Consider the following 17562-nt stretch of genomic DNA (forward strand, 5'->3'; position numbering starts at 1 on the left):
CGAACCCGCGACCTCCCGGTCCCGGAAGTAACCGTCGCCTGCGCACCGGACATACCGCACGCGTGCCTCCCGAGATCAGATGCGGCTGCGGCGGGCTTTTTGGAGAAGTAGCCGCTGCCGGGCGCACCGGGAGGTGCGTGACGTAGGTGTCCAGAGGTCGAGTTCGGCGAAACCACGTGGTGCTCTGCCAACTGAGCTACACCGGCTCGGAAGCCGGTGACGGGACTCGAACCCGCGACCGCCCCATTAAGAGTGGAAGTAGGTCTCGCCTTCGCACCTGGACGACTCCTACGTTAGGCGGCGGCCGCGGACCGCCGCGAACGGTTTTTCCGGCTCAGTCCCGCGCCGCCGCGTCCGCGCCCGACCGCAGCCGCTCGCGGGCCTCCATCAGGGCGAAGCCCAGCAGGTTCAGCCCGCGCCAGCGCGCCGGGTCCAGGGCGCGCTCGTCGTCGGCGGCGAGGCCGATGCCCCAGATCCGGTCCATCGGGCTCGCCTCCACCAGCACCCGGTTCCCGGTGCCCAGCAGGTACCCCCGCAGCGCCGGGTCGGAGCCGAACTTGTGGACGCTGCCCTCCACCACCAGGGCGAACCGCTCGCGCTCCCACATCGCGTCGTCGAAGCCGCGCACCAGGCGCCCGGCCTGCTTCGCCGCCGCCGGGCTCGTCGCTTCCAGCGCGGCGCGCTCCGCCTCGGCGTCCCCGAACAGCCGGGCCTTGCCCGCCATCATCCAGTGCTCCGCCGTCGCGTACCGGACGTCACCCACAGTGAAGGCGGACGGCCACCACTGGCTCAGACAGCTCGGCCCGAGCGACCCGTCGAGCCGCGGCCGGTGCCCCCAGAACGGCAGGAACTTCACCCGCTCACCGCTGCTGACCTGCCTGATCAAGCCATCGATCATTTCCATGCACGCGAGTCTGGCAGTCGCCACTGACACTTCGTACGGGATTTTCGTTGTGCCTCGACACATGGTCGACCGATTCCGTCGCGTAATCAAAAGGCAACAACGGAATCACTTGGCCGAGGGTCCCACCTCTGTCAGGATCGGCACTCAATTCGAGCTGTAGCTCGAACTGTAGCTACGGAGAGCGTGAGAGCGTGATGGGTAACCGCTTCCAGGTTAAGGACCGCTTCGCAGACGGCGCGCAGTACATCGACGGACGACTCACGTCCGGCACCTCGGGCCGGTCACACACGGTCATCGACCCGGCGACCGGCGACGAGGTCCTCACCTACGAGCTCGCGAGCACGGCGGACGTGGACGAGGCCGTCGCCGCCGCCAAGCGGGCCTTCCCCGGCTGGTCCGGCGCCACCCCCGGGGAGCGCTCCGACGCGCTGCACCGGCTGGCCGCCGTGCTGGCCGAGCAGGCCGAGGACTTCGCGTACGCCGAGTCGCTCCAGTGCGGCAAGCCGATCAAGCTGTCCACGGAGTTCGACGTACCTGGGACGATCGACAACACCGCCTTCTTCGCGGGCGCCGCGCGCCACCTCCAGGGGCAGGCGGCCGCCGAGTACTCCGGCGACCACACCTCCTACGTACGCCGCGAGGCGATCGGGGTCGTCGGCTCCATCGCGCCCTGGAACTATCCGCTCCAGATGGCCGCCTGGAAGATCCTCCCGGCCATCGCGGCGGGCAACACCATCGTCCTCAAGCCCGCCGAGCTCACCCCGCTGACCTCCCTGATGTTCGCGCAGGCGGCCAAGGACGCGGGTCTGCCCGACGGCGTGATCAACATCGTCACCGGCGCCGGCCGGGAGGCGGGCGAGCACCTGGTCGGCCACCCGGACGTGGTCATGACCTCCTTCACCGGCTCCACGGCCGTCGGCAAGCGCGTCGCGGAGATCGCCACCGCCACCGTCAAGCGGCTCCACCTGGAGCTCGGCGGCAAGGCCCCCTTCCTGGTCTTCGACGACGCGGACCTGGAGGCCGCCGCACACGGCGCCGTCGCCGCCTCCCTCATCAACACCGGCCAGGACTGCACCGCGGCCACCCGCGCCTACGTCCAGCGCCCGCTGCACGACGCCTTCGTCGCCCGGGTCGCCGAGCTGATGGAGACCGTCCGCCTCGGCGACCCCTTCGCCGCCACGACCGACCTCGGCCCGCTCGTCTCGCACGCCCAGCGCGACCGGGTCGCCGGCTTCGTCGAGCGCGCCCGGGCGTACGCCACCGTCGTCTGCGGCGGCGAGGTCCCCGGCGGCGAACTCGCCGAGGGCGCCTACTTCCGGCCCACCCTGATCGCCGGCGCCGCCCAGGACAGCGAGGTCGTCCAGTCCGAGATCTTCGGCCCGGTCCTGGTCGTCCTGCCCTTCGACACCGACGACGAAGGCATCGCGCTGGCCAACGACACCCCGTACGGACTCGCCGCCTCCGCCTGGAGCCGCGACCTCTACCGGGCGAACCGCGCCACCCGCGAGATCAAAGCGGGCTGTGTCTGGATCAACGACCACATTCCGATCATCAGCGAGATGCCCCACGGCGGCTACAAGGCGAGCGGCTTCGGGAAGGACATGAGCGCCTACTCCTTCGAGGAGTACACGCAGGTCAAACACGTTATGTTCGATAACACCGCGGTCGCCGAGAAGGACTGGCACCGCACGATCTTCGGGGACCGCACCTAACGAGACGCGGCCTCCGCCGCGTGGCCACCCCGCCGCCCGACCAGCGGCACCCATCCCGAAAGGGCACAGCCCATGGAGCAGTTCGAGCCCGACCGCCTCTCGGCGGCGCAACTCGCCGCGATGCGGCGCAGCCTCACCGACGGCCGCGGCGCCCTCACCCGCCGTTCGCTGTTGCGCGCCTCCGGAGTCGGAGCGCTCACCCTCGGCGGTCTGTCCTCCCTGACCGCCTGCGGGATCCCGCCCGCCAAACGGGAGGGCGGCGCGGCTGCGGCCTCCGACGACCGCTCGGCCCAGGAGAAGGAGATCAACTTCTCCAACTGGACCGAGTACATGGACACCAGCGACGACGAGAAGTCCCGTCCGACGCTGGAGGAGTTCACCAAGCGCACCGGGATCAAGGTCAAGTACACCGAGGACATCAACGACAACGTCGAGTTCTTCGGCAAGATCCGCCCGCAGCTCGCGGCGGGCCAGGACACCGGCCGCGACCTCATCGTGGTCACCGACTGGCTCGCCGCCCGCATCATCCGGCTCGGCTGGGCGCAGAGGCTGGACCCCTCCCACCTCCCGCACGCCTACGCCAACCTGATCCCGCAGTTCCGCAGCCCCGACTGGGACCCGGGCCGCGCCTACAGCTACCCCTGGACCGGCATCGACACCGTCATCGCCTACAACTCCAAGGCCACCGACGGCAAGAAGGTCGACTCCGTCACGCAGCTGCTCGACGACCCCTCCCTCAAGGGCCGGGTCGGCTTCCTCACCGAGATGCGCGACACCGTCGGCATGACCCTGCTCGACCAGGGCAAGGACCCGGCGACCTTCACCACCGCCGACTACGACGAGGCCATCGGCCGGCTCCAGAAGGGCGTGGACAAGAAGCAGATCCGCCGCTTCACGGGCAACGACTACACCTCGGACCTCGACAAGGGCGACCTGGCGGCCTGCCTGGCCTGGGCCGGCGACGTCATCCAGCTCCAGGCCGGAAACCCTGACATCAAGTACGCCATCCCGGCCCCCGGCTACATCAGCTCCAGCGACAACCTGCTGGTGCCCGCGCACGCCCGGCACAAGGCCAACGCCGAGAAGCTCATCGACTACTACTACGAGCTCCCGGTCGCCGCCCAGCTGGCCGCCTACATCAGCTACGTCTGCCCCGTCGAGGGCGTCAAGGACGAGCTGGCCAAGATCGATCCCGAGCTCGCGGACAACCCCCTGATCGTGCCGGACAAGGCCATGGCGGCCAAGGCCCACGCGTTCCGCTCCCTCACCCCCGAGGAAGAGACCGCGTACGAAGAGAAGTTCGCCAAGCTCATCGGAGCCTGACGGGCCCACGCACGGCACCCGCGCTCCCGCACCCTTCCGACGACACCACCACCGAAGGCCGCGACCCATGACTGACAAGACCGCGGGCGGCGACGTCCGCCTCGCCGGGATCAGCAAGCACTACGGCTCGTTCACCGCCGTGCACCCGCTCGATCTCACCATCCCCCAGGGCTCCTTCTTCGCCCTGCTCGGCGCCTCCGGCTGCGGGAAGACCACCACCCTGCGCATGATCGCCGGCCTGGAGGAGCCCTCCACCGGCACGGTCAGCCTCGGCGACCGCGAGGTCACCCAGCTGCCGCCGTACAAGCGGCCCGTCAACACGGTCTTCCAGAGCTACGCGCTCTTCCCGCACCTGAACATCTACGAGAACGTCGCCTTCGGGCTGCGCCGCCGCGGCATCAAGTCCGTCAAGAAGCAGGTCGAGGACATGCTGGAGCTGGTCGAACTCGGCCAGTTCGCCCACCGCAAGCCGCACCAGCTCTCCGGCGGCCAGCAGCAGCGCGTGGCCGTCGCCCGCGCGCTCATCAACCACCCCCAGGTGCTGCTCCTCGACGAGCCCCTCGGCGCCCTCGACCTCAAGCTGCGCCGCCAGATGCAGCTGGAGCTCAAGCGCATCCAGACCGAGGTCGGCATCACCTTCGTGCACGTCACGCACGACCAGGAGGAGGCCATGACCATGGCCGACACGGTCGCCGTGATGAACGGCGGGCGCGTCGAGCAGCTCGGTGCCCCCGCCGAGCTCTACGAGAACCCCAAGACCACCTTCGTCGCCAACTTCCTCGGCACCTCGAACCTCATCGAGGCCGAGGTCCTGGAGGCCGGCGCCGCCGACGTCGTCGTCTCCAGCGCGGGCACCACGCTCCGGCTGCCCGCGGCGCGATGTTCGACCACCCCCCGCGCCGGCGGAAAGCTGCTCGTCGGGGTGCGCCCGGAGAAGATCTCCCTGGTCCACGCGGACGAGGAGGACACCGTCGCGGCCGGCCGCAACAAGGTCCGCGGCACGATAGCCGCCTCCTCCTTCATCGGCGTCTCCACCCAGTACGTCATCGACAGCCCGGTCTGCCCCGAGCTGGAGGTGTACGTCCAGAACATCGAGCGGGACGCCCGCCTCGCCCCCGGCGCCGAGGTGGTCCTGCACTGGAACCCGGAGCACACCTTCGGCCTCGACGCCGCTCAGTCCATGCTTGCAGGGACGATGGGCGACGCGGGCATCGAGACGGTCGAGGAGGGCTCATGACCGCCACCGCCGCGCCGCCGCGGGCCGAGGCACCCGCCGAACCCCCGGTCCACAAGGCGTCCGCGCGCAAGCGACTGGTCCCGTACTGGCTGCTGCTCCCCGGCATCCTGTGGCTGCTGGTGTTCTTCGTACTGCCGATGATCTACCAGGCCTCCACCTCGGTGCAGACCGGCTCCCTCGAAGAGGGCTTCGAGGTCACCTGGCACTTCCAGACGTACTGGGACGCCCTCACCGAGTACTACCCGCAGTTCCTGCGCTCGCTGCTGTACGCCGGCACCGCGACCGCGCTGTGCCTGCTGCTCGGGTACCCGCTGGCCTACCTGATCGCCTTCAAGGCGGGCCGCTGGAGAAACCTTTTGCTGGTGCTGGTCATCGCGCCGTTCTTCACCAGCTTCCTGATCCGCACGCTGGCCTGGAAGACGATCCTGGCCGACGGCGGCCCGGTGGTGGAGGTCCTCAACACCCTGCACGTCCTCGACGTCACCAGCTGGCTCGGGATGACCGAGGGGGAGCGGGTGCTCGCCACGCCGCTCGCCGTCGTCTGCGGTCTGACGTACAACTTCCTGCCCTTCATGATCCTGCCGCTCTACACCTCCCTGGAGCGGATCGACACCCGCCTCCACGAGGCCGCCGGGGACCTGTACGCCCGCCCCTCCACGACCTTCCGGAAGGTGACCTTCCCGCTGTCGATGCCGGGCGTGGTCTCCGGAACCCTGCTGACCTTCATCCCCGCGAGCGGCGACTACGTCAACGCGGAGCTGCTCGGCTCCACGGACACCCGGATGATCGGCAACGTCATCCAGTCGCAGTACCTGCGGATCCTCGACTACCCGACGGCGGCCGCGCTGTCCTTCATCCTCATGGCCATCGTGCTGATCATGGTCACCGTCTACATCCGCCGAGCGGGAACGGAGGACCTGGTCTGATGCGTTGGCTCCGCCGCAATCTCGTCGTCATCTTCGGCCTCGGCACGCTCGCCTACATGATCCTGCCGAACGTCGTCGTCACGGTCTTCTCCTTCAACAACCCCACCGGGCGCTTCAACTACGCCTGGCAGGAGTTCTCGCTCGACGCCTGGAAGGACCCCTGCGGGGTCGCCGACATGTGCGGCTCCCTGTCCCTGTCGCTCCAGATCGCCCTGTGGGCGACCGTCGTCGCCACCGCCCTCGGCACGGCGATCGCGTTCGCGCTCGTCCGCTACCGGTTCCGGGCGCGCGGTGCGGTCAACTCGCTGATCTTCCTGCCCATGGCCATGCCCGAGATCGTGATGGCGGCCTCGCTGCTCGCGCTCTTCCTCAACATGGGCATCCAGCTGGGCTTCTGGACGATCCTGATCGCCCACATCATGTTCTGCCTCAGCTTCGTCGTCGCCGCCGTCAAGGCGCGCGTCCTGTCGATGGACCCGCGCCTGGAAGAGGCCGCCCGCGACCTCTACGCGGGACCGGTGCAGACCTTCGTACGGGTCACCCTGCCGATCGCCGCGCCCGGTATCGCGGCCGGAGCGCTGCTCTCCTTCGCGCTCTCGTTCGACGACTTCATCATCACCAACTTCAACTCGGGCAACACCGTCACCTTCCCCATGTTCGTGTGGGGATCGGCCCAGCGCGGTACGCCTGTACAGATCAACGTCATCGGCACGGCGATGTTCGTCATCGCGGTGCTGGTGGTCCTCGCCGGCCAGATGGTCGGCAACCGCCGCAAGAAGACTCAGCACCAGTAACGCCCAAGTAACTCTGTGGGGAGTTGGAAGACATGGCCCCAGTCGCCATGCGAAGTGTTGCTCAATCCCTTTCCGAAGCACTGCCGGTCTCGTACTGGCTGGACGACCCCGGCAAGCCCGCCGCCGAGCCGGCGCTGACCTCCGACGAGGCCTGCGACCTGCTCGTCATCGGCGGCGGGTACAGCGGACTGTGGACCGCGCTGATCGCCAAGGAGCGCGATCCCGCCCGGGACGTCGTCCTGATCGAGTCGAAGGAGGCGGGCTGGGCCGCCTCCGGACGCAACGGCGGATTCTGCGCCGCCTCCCTCACGCACGGCCTCGCCAACGGCATGGCCCGCTGGCCCGGCGAGCTCGCCAGGCTGGAGGAGCTCGGCGCCCGCAACCTCGACGAGATCGAGGCGGCGATCGCCCGCTACGGCATCGACTGCGACTTCGAGCGCACCGGCGAGATCGACGTCGCCACCGAGCCCCACCAGGTCGAGGAGCTGCGCGAGCTGTACGAGGAGGCCGAGAAGCTCGGCCTCGCGGGCGGCTCGCGCTGGCTGGAGCGCGACGAACTGCGCGCCGAGATCGACTCGCCGACCTTCCTCGCGGGCCTGTGGGACACCGACGGCGTCGCCATGCTCAATCCCGCCAAGCTCGCCTGGGGCCTGAAGCGGGCCTGCCTCTCGCTGGGCGTGCGGATCTACGAGAACACCCGCGGGCTGTCCCTGACCTCCTCGGGCGCAGGCATGGCCGTCCGCACCCCGTACGGGCGGATCTTCGCCCGCAGGGTGGCGCTGGGGACGAACATCTTCCCCTCCCTGGTCAAGCGGATCCGGCCGTTCACGGTCCCGGTCTACGACTACGCGCTGATGACCGAGCCGCTGACCGCCGAACAGCTGGGGGCCATCGGCTGGCAGAACCGCCAGGGCCTCGGCGACAGCGCCAACCAGTTCCACTACTTCCGGATCACCCCGGAGAACCGCATCCTGTGGGGCGGCTACGACGCCATCTACCCCTACCGCGGCAAGCTGGACTCCGAGTACGACCACCGCCCCGAGACGTACCTGAAGCTCGCGCAGCACTTCTTCACCGCGTTCCCGCAGCTGGAGGGCATCAAGTTCAGCCACGCCTGGGGCGGCGCCATCGACACCTGCTCGCGCTTCTCCGCGTTCTTCGGCACCGCGCACGGCGGCAAGGTCGCCTACGCGGCCGGCTACACCGGGCTCGGGGTCGGGGCCACCCGCTTCGGGGCCGACGTGATGCTGGACCTGCTGGACGGGGCCCGCACCGAGCGCACCGAGCTGGAGATGGTCAAGTCCCGGCCGATGCCGTTCCCGCCGGAGCCGTTCGCCTGGACGGGGATCACGCTGACCAAGTGGTCGCTGGCCCGGGCCGACGCCCGCGGCGGCCGCCGGAACCTGTGGCTGAAGGCCCTGGACAAGCTCGGCCTGGGCTTCGACAGCTGACCCCGGCCGCCGCGTACGCCCCCGGCGCACTCCGCCGGTCCCTCCCGTGAGCCGCGTCACCCCCACGGGGTGACGCGTTCCGCGTCATGGTCGCGCCCGGCCCCGCTCTCCCTCGGTGAGGACTCACCGACACACAGGGAACGGAGGCCGGGCGATGACGACCCCGGGGGACAAGACGGCGGTGGAATGGCTGGTTTCGGCGGCGCCGGATCCCGCTGCCTGCCGGTGGGAATGGGAGCGAAACCCCTTCGGGGTCGCCCTCCTGCCCGCCGGCCGGCACTGGGACGTACTGATCCTGCCCGGGGAGCTGGGGCAGGCCACCCTCGACGTACTGACCCGGCTCCTCGACGCGCCCGGCCCCGTGCTCGCCGATCTCGGCGACACGCGGCTGGGCTTCTTCGTGCCCGCGGGCACCGCCTCGCGCTGGCTCGCCACGGGGGTACGAGGGGCAGGTCGCGGCACCTGGATCGTGGTCCCGTACCCGGGCCGGGCCGCGGTCGGGGTGCGCTGGCTGGTGGTCCCCGACGGCCGGGGGACCCTGACCGACCCGGTGGTGCTGGAGCTCGCGATGCACGAGGCCGCGGCGCTGACCGCCGCGCGCGTCGCCGCAGGGGAGGGTCGGAAGCCTTGACAAGGGGATTGGTCTGGACCATGTTGGGCGCCGCTGTCGCCTCACCGGCGGCCTGGCTCCATCCCCCATGCACCGGAGGCAGTTGTGCGCAGACCCCCAGGAAGATTCACGGCCCTCCTCACGGCCACCGCCCTCGCGGTGGCCGCCTTCCTCGCCGCGGGCCCGCCCGCCGCGGCGGCCGACGCGGACCTCGCCCGCAACGGCGGCTTCGAATCCGGCCTCGACGGCTGGAGCTGCTCCGGCGGCAGCGGAGCCGTCGTCAGCGCCCCCGTCCACGGCGGGACTTCCGCCCTCAAGGCCACCCCGGCCGGCCAGGACAACGCCCGCTGCGGCCAGAGCGTCACCGTCAAGCCGGACTCCACGTACACCCTCAGCGCCTGGGTGCAGGGGGCGTACGTCTACCTGGGCGCGAGCGGGACCGGCACCACCGACGTGTCGACCTGGACGCAGACCCCCGGCGCATGGAAGCTGCTGAGCACGACCTTCCGTACCGGCGCGGCCACCACCTCGGTCACCGTCTACACCCACGGCTGGTACGGCCAGCCCGCGCACCTCGCCGACGACGTCTCCGTGGTCGGCCCGGACCCCGGCCAGAGCCCGCCCCAGACGCCGGCCGCCCCCACCGGCCTCACGGCGTCCGGCGCCACGGCGAGCAGCGTGAACCTGTCCTGGGCGACGTCCCAGGGCGCCACCTCGTACAAGGTCCACCGCGACGGCGCCGCGCCCCTGACCGTCACCGGGACCTCGGCGACCGTCACCGGGCTCGCCGCCTCCACCGCGTACTCCTTCCAGGTCAGCGCGGTGAACGCGGCCGGCGAGTCACCCAAGAGCGCCGCCGTCTCCGCGACCACCACCAGCGGCGGCGATCCGGGCAACCCGGGGCTGCCGGCCCACGCCCTGGTCGGCTACCTGCACGCGAGCTTCGCCAACGGCTCCGGCTACCTCCGGATGGCCGACGTGCCCGCCTCCTGGGACGTCGTCAACCTCGCCTTCGGCGAACCGACATCGGTGACCTCCGGCGACATCCGGTTCTCGCTCTGCCCGGTGAGCGAATGCCCGAACGTGGAATCCCCGGCCGAGTTCAAGGCCGCCATCAAGGCGAAGCAGGCGGCGGGCAAGAAGGTCCTGATCTCGATCGGCGGGCAGAACGGCCAGGTACAGCTCGCCACCACGGCCGCCCGCGACGCCTTCGTCTCCTCCGTCAGCAAGATCATCGACGAGTACGGGCTCAACGGCCTCGACATCGACTTCGAGGGCCACTCCCTTTCCCTCGCGACCGGCGACACCGACTTCCGCGCGCCGACCACCCCGGTGATTGTCAACCTCGTCTCGGCCGTCAAGACCCTCAAGGCCAAGTACGGCCCGGACTTCGTCCTGACCATGGCGCCGGAGACGTTCTTCGTCCAACTGGGCTACCAGTACTACGGCTCCGGTCCCTGGGGCGGCCAGGACCCGCGCGCCGGCGCGTACCTCCCGGTCATCCACGCCCTGCGCGACGACCTCACCCTGCTCCACGTCCAGGACTACAACTCGGGCCCGATCATGGGCCTCGACAACCAGTACCACTCCATGGGCGGCGCCGACTTCCACGTAGCCATGACCGACATGCTGCTCACCGGCTTCCCGGTCGCGGGCAACACCGCCCGCGTCTTCCCGGCGCTGCGCCCGGACCAGGTGGCCATCGGCCTCCCGGCCACGACGAACGCCGGCAACGGCCACACCTCGCCCGCCGAGGTGAACAGGGCGCTGGACTGCCTGACGAAGAAGACCGACTGCGGCACCTACCAGACCCACGGCACCTGGCCCGCCCTGCGCGGTCTGATGACCTGGTCGATCAACTGGGACCGCTTCGGCGCCTGGGAGTTCTCGAAGAACTTCGACGCCTACTTCGGCGGCTGACCGTCCTCCGGTCCGGGGCCCCGCGCGGCTCCGGACCGGCCGGGCGGGCCGGCGCCGCGGCGTACGGACCGCGCGACGGCCAGCAGCAGGGGGAGGCAGAGGAAGCAGCTGGCCAGGACGTCCAGGGGCCAGTGGAAGCCGCGGACGATCAGGCCGGCGGCCGTGGCGGCCGTCAGGGTGAGGGCGGCGGCCATCGGCCACGGGCGGCGGGTGTACGGGGCGATCAGCAGCGCCGCGCCGAGGTAGGCGACGGCGGCGGTGGCCGTGTGGCCCGAGGGGTAGTAGCCCGCGGCCCAGGGCTCCAGCGGGCCCGGGCGGGCGGTCCACTCCTTCAGCGGGATGATCAGCGCCGGCACCAGGGCCATCGCGAGGCCCGCCGTCAGGGCCGGGGCCCAGGCGCGGGAGCGCCGCACGGAGTACGCCATCGCGAGCGCGAGGACCGGCAGCGCGACCGGGATGTTGCCGAGGTCCGCGAGGCGTTCGGTGACCGCGTCGGGGACGGTGCGGACGAGGGCGCGGCTGAGGTGCTCGTCCGGCGTGAGCAGCGGGCCCGTGACCAGGACCTGCCAGGTCGTCAGGGCGAGGCCCAGCAGGGAGAAGAGGAGGAGAGTGGCCGGCCGTCCCGGAACAGGGGGGATGGTTCCGGGACGGCCGCCCGGATCGGGTTGCCGCGCGCCCCGGGGGGTTTGGGGCGGACGGCCGTCCGATCGGTGAGGAGCGTGCGCGAACGCATGCCCGGTACGGCGCTGGGGAAGCCCGGTACCGGGATCGTCCCCGGTTTCCCGGGAACGGGCTGTCTCACTCATCTGCAGAAACCGTACGGCAGCGAAAGGGGGACCGACAGCGGGAACGCGCTCCCGCCATCGGCCCCCCACACCTTCTTCACAGTGCCCGACCGTTACCGGCGGTATGGATTGGTCACCGTGTTCGGGCGTTCGCTCAGATGCCCGCGAACGCGGCCTCGATGATGTCCAGGCCCTCGTTCAGCAGGTCCTCGCCGATGACGATCGGGGGGAGGAAGCGGAGCACGTTGCCGTAGGTGCCACAGGTGAGGACGAGCAGGCCCTCGGCGTGGCAGGCCTTGGCGAGCGCGCCGGCCGCCTCCGGGAACGGGGTCTTGGACGCGGGGTCCTTGACCAGCTCGATCGCGATCATGGCGCCGCGGCCGCGGATGTCGCCGATGATGTCGTACTTCTCCTGCATGGCCGTCAGGCGGGCCTTCATGAGGGACTCGATCTTCTTCGCCGCGGCGTTGAGGTCGAGCTCCTTCATGGTCTCGATGGAGCCGAGCGCACCGGCGCAGGCCACCGGGTTGCCGCCGTAGGTGCCGCCCAGGCCGCCCGCGTGCGCGGCGTCCATGATCTCGGCGCGGCCCGTCACGGCGGCGAGCGGCAGGCCGCCCGCGATGCCCTTGGCGGTGGTGATCAGGTCGGGGACGATGCCCTCGTCCTCGCACGCGAACCACTGGCCGGTGCGGCAGAAGCCGGACTGGATCTCGTCGGCGACGAAGACGATGCCGTTGTCGTTGGCGAACTTCACGATCTCCGGCAGGAAGCCCTTGGCCGGCTCGATGAAGCCACCCTCGCCGAGGACCGGCTCGATGATGATCGCGGCGACGTTGTCGGCGCCGATCTGCTTGGTGATCTGGTCGATCGCCTGGGCGGCGGCCTCGGGGCCGCAGTTCTCGGCGCCGGTGGGCCAGCGGTAGCCGTAGGCGACCGGGACGCGGTACACCTCGGGGGCGAACGGGCCGAAGCCGTTCTTGTACGGCATGTTCTTCGAGGTCAGAGCCATCGTCAGGTTCGTACGGCCGTGGTAGCCGTGGTCGAAGACGACGACCGCCTGGCGCTTGGTGTACGCGCGGGCGATCTTGACCGCGTTCTCGACGGCCTCGGCGCCGGAGTTGAACAGAGCCGACTTCTTGGCGTGGTCGCCCGGGGTCAGCTCGGCGAGGGCCTCGCAGACCTCGACGTAGCCCTCGTACGGCGTGACCATGAAGCAGGTGTGGGTGAAGTCCGCGAGCTGCGCGGAGGCGCGGCGCACGACGGCCTCGGCGGAGGCGCCGACGGAGGTCACGGCGATGCCGGAGCCGAAGTCGATCAGGCGGTTGCCGTCGACGTCCTCGATGATGCCGCCGCCCGCGCGGGCGGTGAAGACGGGGAGCACGGAGCCCACGCCGCCGGCGACCGTCTCGAGACGGCGGGCCTGCAGCTCCTGCGACTTGGGGCCGGGGATCGCGGTGACGATGCGGCGCTCCTGCGGGACAGCGGTCATAGAGGGCTCCTGGGGGGTGTTTTCGGACGCACTTGTGTCTTTGTCCGCAGGCTAGGCCCGGGGGAGGGGGTACGGCATGCTCCGTTCGGGAGTGGTGTCCGCGTGTCCTTGTCCGTGACGGCCATAGGAGTGGGCGGGCGTGTGTCTTGTGGACAGTGCCGTGGTACGCGCCCGTGGGCTGCGCGGGGCAACTACATTGAGCGCCGCAGGGCATGGCACGGGTAGGGGGCAGGGGTTTCATGGACACCGACGGCACGTACGACGGACGGACGACCCGCGAGGGCCGCGTACCGAGGCCGTCCGCGCCCCCCGACCACCCCCCGAGGCCTCGTCACGCCCCGGGCCAGACCACGAGCCTGGCGGACTGGCTGCGGGCGGACCGCCCGGCGGCCGAGCCGGGGGTCTGGCGGTACGGGCACACGCCGCGTGCCGACGAAGAGCCGGTAGACGCCCCCGCGCGCGCCTTGCTCAGCGGCGCCGTCATCTCGCTGCTCGCCTGTGTGCTCGTCTGGTCGCTGCTGAGCAACAACTACATTCCGTACTGGCGGGTCCCTCCCCGGCTGGTCACCCCGAATGACTGGTGGCCGCCCCTGGGCCGGGACCCGATGCTCGGCACGGCCGGTGATGTTGCCCGGCGGGTGTACGAAATGCTGGTCGTCGCCGGTCTGCTCTACGGATTCGGCAGGCTGGGCAACTGGCGACTGGCCTGGCGGCGCCTGGTCGTCGCCCGGGGCCGGCTGCTCCAGGCGGCGGTAGCGGCCATCGGCGCCCTGATCGGGCTCGCGCTCGTATCGCGCGACGCGGTGCCCCTGCGGAGTCTGGCGAATTCCATGCTGCCGGTGGAGGGCGTCGGGCGCGAGCGCGCCCTGTCCCTCGTGGACAACGCCAACACCGTCGTCTACGCGATCGTCATCCTGTCCTTCGTCTGGCTCGGCCTGTACCGGCCGTCCGCCGTCGCCGCGTCCGTAACCAGTGGCGGTCAGGCCCGGCAGCAGACCCGTATCGCCCCCGGAGCGGCCGAGGACGACCCCGCACAGTGGCCGCAGGTCAGGGCGGCCGGGATGGGGGACGTCGCCGAGCGGTTGGCGGCGGAGGTTTCGGGCGGGGGGATGAACGATGTGGATTACGCGCGGATCCGGCGGGCCTGGGAGGGGGTGCGGGTCGATCCCTCGCGGGCGAGGGTCTTCGGCGATGCCGTGCGGGAGCGAGGGGCGGGGGCTTGCGTGCATCCGTCCGGGGCGCGGGACCTGCCCGTGCGGGCCGCGCGGCACGATCTGCTCGCCCGGCAGGTGCTGCTCGGCACCGTGGACGACAGCGCCCGCAACCCGTACGCCCGCCGCGGCACCCGGCTCGCGCTCGACCCCGCCGTGCTCGGGACCTCCCTGCTCGCCGTCGGGCCCTCCGGGACCGGGAAGACCCGCCAGCTCGTGCGGCCCGTCGTCGAGTCGCTGGCGCTCCAGGCGCTCGCCGGCCAGGCCGCCGTCATCGCCGTCGGCGCCGCCGGGTCGCAGCTCGGGCCGGACGCCGCGTACGACGTCGTCGTCCGGATCGGCGACCCGGCCTCCGTCTACGACCTCGACCTCTACGGCGGCACCACCGACCCCGACGAGGCCGCCACCCTGCTCGCGGACGCCTTCGTCGGGGACGTCCCCGGCACCGACGTACGCCGCGCCGCGACCGCCCTCGCCCAGCTGCTCGGCCCGTTCCGCGCCGTGCACGGGCGCTTCCCCGCCGTGCCCGAGCTGCGCGAGCTGCTGGAGCGGGTGCCCGCGGCCGTCGACGGCCTGCGGGCCGCGCTGGAGGGCGCCGGGCAGTCCGCCATGCTCCGCGAGCTCGACGCCCGCGCACGCCAGAACGGCGCCCCCGGCGACCCCGGCGCGGTGCTCGCCGACCGGGTGGCGCTGCTGGACCGGCCCGCGTTCGCCGGCTTCTTCGACACCACCGCCCAGTCGCGGCTCTTCTCGCTGCGCTCCCTCGAACACCCCCTGCGGGTCCGGATCGACCTCCCCGAGCGGGGCCACGCCGACGCCTCCCGGATGCTCGCCCGGCTGCTGCTCGCGCAGTTCACGGCCTCCGCCTCGGCCCGCGCCGACCGCTCGCTCTTCGCCTTCCTGGCTTTCGACGACGCCTCGCGCACCCTCACTGCCGAGACCGTGCGCGGGGTCCAGCGGCTGCGCTCGGTCCACGCCGGTGTGCTGCTGACGCTGCGCACGCTGGACGACGTACCGGAGGCGCTGCGGACGCCGCTGCTCGGGGCGGTCGGCTGCCGGATGGTCTTCTCCGGGGTGACCACCTGGGACGGGCAGCGGTTCGCCGAGGCGTGGGGCACCGAATGGGTCGAGACCCGCGACGTCACCAGCCGGACGGTCTTCGCCGACCAGCCGCTGACCCGGGCCATCCACGCGTTCCGCAAGCTGGTCACCGGCAAGGCCGTCACCACGGACGCGGTGACCGTACGGCAGGTGGAGCGCGAGCGCTGGTCCGCCTCGGACCTGGCGAACGCGGTGCCGCCGGGGCACGCGGTGCTCTCGCTGACCACCGTCCGGGGGGAGCGGGCGGCTCCGCTCCTCGTCCACCTGGCGGGCTGAGCCGGATCCGGACGAGGCGAGCCGGACGAGGCGATCGGGACGGGGTGATCGGGACGGGGTGATTCGGACGGGGCGATCCAGATGAGGCGACCCTGCCGAGGTGGCAGAATCGAGGGGAGCCGTTCATACGCCATGGCGAAATCGCCCCGCCCGGCTCCGCTTCCCTTGGCTCCTCCTCCTTCCTCCTGTTAGGCCCCTGGTACCCGATGCCGCTCACCCTCGCCTCGCTCGTCCAGCACTCGGCGCTCAAACTCAGCGTCCGCGCGGGGGAGGACCGCCTCGACACCCCCGTGCGCTGGGCCCACGTCAGCGAGCTCGCCGACCCCGTCCCGTACATGGAGGGCGGCGAGCTGCTCCTGATCACCGCGATGAAGCTGGACGCGGACGACCCCGAGGAGATGCGGCGCTACGTACGCCGCCTGGCCGCGGCCGGGGTCGTCGGGATCGGCTTCGCCGTCGGCGTCAACTACGAGGCCGTCCCCGAGGCGCTGGTCGAGGCCGCGCGGGCGGAGGACCTGCCGCTGCTGGAGGTACCGCGCCGGACCCCGTTCCTCGCGATCAGCAAGGCCGTCTCGGCGGCGCTGGCGGCCGACCAGTACCGCGCCGTCACCGCCGGCTTCGAGGCGCAGCGGGAGCTGACCCGGGCCGCGCTCTCCGCCGACGGCCCCGCCGAGCTGCTGGCGAAACTGGCCGCGCACGTGCACGGCTGGGCGGCCCTGTACGACACCTCGGGCGCGGTCGTCGCGGCCGCCCCGGACTGGGCCGCGCGCCGGGCCGCCCGGCTGACCCCGGACGTGGAACGGCTGCGGGAGCGGCCCGCGCCCGCGAGCGCGGTGGTCGGAGGCTCGGAGGACCGCGTCGAGCTCCAGTCGCTGGGCACCGGGCGGCGGGCGCGCGGGGCCCTGGCGGTGGGTACGGGCGCCCCGCTGGGCACCGCCGAGCGGTACGCGGTGCACTCCGCGGTCGCGCTGCTGACGCTGACCACCGAACGGTCGCGGTCCCTGCACGACGCCGAGTCCCGGCTGGGCGCGGCGGTGCTGCGGATGCTGCTGGCCGGGGAGGCGGAGCACGCGCGGGCCGTCGCGGGGGACCTGTACGGGGCCCTGCTGGAGGCCCCGTTCCGGATCATCGTGGCCGAGCCGGCGCTGCCGGGGACCGCGCAGCCGGCGGGGCTGGCGCTGCTGGCCGACGCGGTGGAGTCGGCGGCGGCCCGCACCGGGGAGGCGCTGCTGGTGGTGCCGGAGCCGGGGCGACTGGCCGTACTGGCCGCCGACGGGGGCTCCGCCGTGCAGGCGTGCGCGGACCACGCGGAGGCGCTGGAGTCGCGGCGCGGGCGGGAGTCCACCGGGCCGGAGCCGGACGAGCTGGTGGTGGGGCTGTCCGCGGCCGCGGGGCCGAGCGGGGTGGCGGCCGCGTTCAAACAGGCCGACCAGGCCCTTTCGGTGGCACGGCGGCGGGGGCGGGCGCTCGTGGAGCACGAGGACCTGGCGACGGGGTCGGTGCTTCCGCTGCTCGCGGACGACGCGGTGCGGGCCTTCGCGGACGGCACGCTGCGGGCCCTGCGGGACCACGACGCGACCGGGCGCGGGGATCTGGTGGCCTCGTTGCAGGCGTGGCTGTCGCGGCACGGGCAGTGGGACGCGGCGGCGGCCGATCTCGGTGTGCACCGGCACACGCTGCGGTACCGGATGCGGCGGGTGGAGGAGATCCTGGGGCGGTCCCTGGACGACCCGGACGTCCGGATGGAGCTGTGGCTCGCCCTCAAGGCCAGCCCGCCTGCGGCGTAGCCACAGCGCCCCGCCGCGCGGAGCCTCCCCCCGACC

At 71.8% G+C, this 17562-nt stretch carries 13 protein-coding genes; 10 read left to right on the forward strand and 3 right to left on the reverse strand.

Annotated elements, in window-relative coordinates:
• Nucleotides 1-334: 334 nt before the first annotated feature.
• Nucleotides 335-904: an NADAR family protein gene (locus OG982_RS22440; protein ID WP_266949173.1), complete on the reverse strand. Its 570-nt coding sequence runs from the start codon at nucleotides 902-904 to the stop codon at nucleotides 335-337.
• A 194-nt stretch (nucleotides 905-1098) separates the two neighbouring features.
• On the opposite strand from OG982_RS22440, the gene OG982_RS22445 reads away from it, so the two are divergent.
• The 8 genes from OG982_RS22445 (at nucleotide 1099) to OG982_RS22480 (ending at nucleotide 10877) form a co-directional block, all read left to right on the forward strand.
• Complete coding sequence (locus OG982_RS22445; protein ID WP_266949959.1) at nucleotides 1099-2616, forward strand: gamma-aminobutyraldehyde dehydrogenase; 1518 nt, start codon at nucleotides 1099-1101, stop codon at nucleotides 2614-2616.
• Between the two features lie 72 nt (nucleotides 2617-2688).
• Entirely contained in the window at nucleotides 2689-3939 is a 1251-nt protein-coding gene (locus tag OG982_RS22450) for a spermidine/putrescine ABC transporter substrate-binding protein (RefSeq protein WP_266949174.1), read from the forward strand.
• A 67-nt stretch (nucleotides 3940-4006) separates the two neighbouring features.
• On the forward strand, nucleotides 4007-5176 hold the full coding sequence (locus OG982_RS22455; RefSeq protein ID WP_266784006.1) for an ABC transporter ATP-binding protein: 1170 nt from the start codon (nucleotides 4007-4009) through the stop codon (nucleotides 5174-5176).
• Nucleotides 5173-6102 carry an ABC transporter permease gene (locus OG982_RS22460; RefSeq protein ID WP_266784004.1) on the forward strand — a complete coding sequence of 310 codons (930 nt, stop codon included), beginning with the start codon at nucleotides 5173-5175 and terminating at the stop codon, nucleotides 6100-6102. The genes OG982_RS22455 and OG982_RS22460 overlap by 4 nt, the downstream gene beginning before the upstream one ends.
• Nucleotides 6102-6896: an ABC transporter permease gene (locus tag OG982_RS22465; protein WP_266784002.1), complete on the forward strand. Its 795-nt coding sequence runs from the start codon at nucleotides 6102-6104 to the stop codon at nucleotides 6894-6896. The genes OG982_RS22460 and OG982_RS22465 overlap by 1 nt, the downstream gene beginning before the upstream one ends.
• A gap of 32 nt (nucleotides 6897-6928) precedes the next feature.
• Nucleotides 6929-8347, forward strand: coding sequence for an FAD-binding oxidoreductase (locus tag OG982_RS22470; protein ID WP_266784000.1), 1419 nt, complete (start codon nucleotides 6929-6931; stop codon nucleotides 8345-8347).
• A gap of 154 nt (nucleotides 8348-8501) precedes the next feature.
• The gene (locus OG982_RS22475; protein WP_266949175.1) at nucleotides 8502-8978 is read left to right on the forward strand and encodes a hypothetical protein; all 477 of its coding nucleotides are present in this window, start codon (nucleotides 8502-8504) and stop codon (nucleotides 8976-8978) included.
• A gap of 138 nt (nucleotides 8979-9116) precedes the next feature.
• A complete protein-coding gene (locus OG982_RS22480) occupies nucleotides 9117-10877 on the forward strand; it encodes a chitinase (protein WP_266949961.1) in 1761 nt (586 codons plus the stop codon).
• Here the strand turns inward: OG982_RS22480 and OG982_RS22485 are convergent.
• Together OG982_RS22485 and gabT are read right to left on the reverse strand one after the other, a co-directional pair.
• Nucleotides 10862-11683: a phosphatase PAP2 family protein gene (locus OG982_RS22485; protein ID WP_266783996.1), complete on the reverse strand. Its 822-nt coding sequence runs from the start codon at nucleotides 11681-11683 to the stop codon at nucleotides 10862-10864. The genes OG982_RS22480 and OG982_RS22485 overlap by 16 nt on opposite strands.
• Nucleotides 11684-11816: 133 nt before the next feature.
• Nucleotides 11817-13151: a 4-aminobutyrate--2-oxoglutarate transaminase gene (gabT, locus tag OG982_RS22490; protein ID WP_266783994.1), complete on the reverse strand. Its 1335-nt coding sequence runs from the start codon at nucleotides 13149-13151 to the stop codon at nucleotides 11817-11819.
• A 239-nt stretch (nucleotides 13152-13390) separates the two neighbouring features.
• Between gabT and OG982_RS22495 the strand changes: the two genes are divergently transcribed.
• Together OG982_RS22495 and OG982_RS22500 are read left to right on the forward strand one after the other, a co-directional pair.
• Nucleotides 13391-15739 carry an ATP/GTP-binding protein gene (locus tag OG982_RS22495; RefSeq protein WP_266949176.1) on the forward strand — a complete coding sequence of 783 codons (2349 nt, stop codon included), beginning with the start codon at nucleotides 13391-13393 and terminating at the stop codon, nucleotides 15737-15739.
• A gap of 206 nt (nucleotides 15740-15945) precedes the next feature.
• A complete protein-coding gene (locus tag OG982_RS22500) occupies nucleotides 15946-17526 on the forward strand; it encodes a PucR family transcriptional regulator (protein WP_266783990.1) in 1581 nt (526 codons plus the stop codon).
• Nucleotides 17527-17562 lie beyond the last annotated feature (36 nt).

It is taken from the genome of Streptomyces sp. NBC_01551, from assembly GCF_026339935.1.
In the GTDB taxonomy this organism is placed as follows: domain Bacteria; phylum Actinomycetota; class Actinomycetes; order Streptomycetales; family Streptomycetaceae; genus Streptomyces.

Bases quoted from the DNA above. Each gene is read 5' to 3' on its own strand.
- OG982_RS22440 (WP_266949173.1), bottom strand. From the start codon at position 904: ATGGAAATGATCGATGGCTTGATCAGGCAGGTCAGCAGCGGTGAGCGG.
- OG982_RS22445 (WP_266949959.1), top strand. From the start codon at position 1,099: ATGGGTAACCGCTTCCAGGTTAAGGACCGCTTCGCAGACGGCGCGCAG.
- OG982_RS22450 (WP_266949174.1), top strand. From the start codon at position 2,689: ATGGAGCAGTTCGAGCCCGACCGCCTCTCGGCGGCGCAACTCGCCGCG.
- OG982_RS22455 (WP_266784006.1), top strand. From the start codon at position 4,007: ATGACTGACAAGACCGCGGGCGGCGACGTCCGCCTCGCCGGGATCAGC.
- OG982_RS22460 (WP_266784004.1), top strand. From the start codon at position 5,173: ATGACCGCCACCGCCGCGCCGCCGCGGGCCGAGGCACCCGCCGAACCC.
- OG982_RS22465 (WP_266784002.1), top strand. From the start codon at position 6,102: ATGCGTTGGCTCCGCCGCAATCTCGTCGTCATCTTCGGCCTCGGCACG.
- OG982_RS22470 (WP_266784000.1), top strand. From the start codon at position 6,929: ATGGCCCCAGTCGCCATGCGAAGTGTTGCTCAATCCCTTTCCGAAGCA.
- OG982_RS22475 (WP_266949175.1), top strand. From the start codon at position 8,502: ATGACGACCCCGGGGGACAAGACGGCGGTGGAATGGCTGGTTTCGGCG.
- OG982_RS22485 (WP_266783996.1), bottom strand. From the start codon at position 11,683: ATGAGTGAGACAGCCCGTTCCCGGGAAACCGGGGACGATCCCGGTACC.
- gabT (WP_266783994.1), bottom strand. From the start codon at position 13,151: ATGACCGCTGTCCCGCAGGAGCGCCGCATCGTCACCGCGATCCCCGGC.
- OG982_RS22495 (WP_266949176.1), top strand. From the start codon at position 13,391: ATGGACACCGACGGCACGTACGACGGACGGACGACCCGCGAGGGCCGC.
- OG982_RS22500 (WP_266783990.1), top strand. From the start codon at position 15,946: ATGCCGCTCACCCTCGCCTCGCTCGTCCAGCACTCGGCGCTCAAACTC.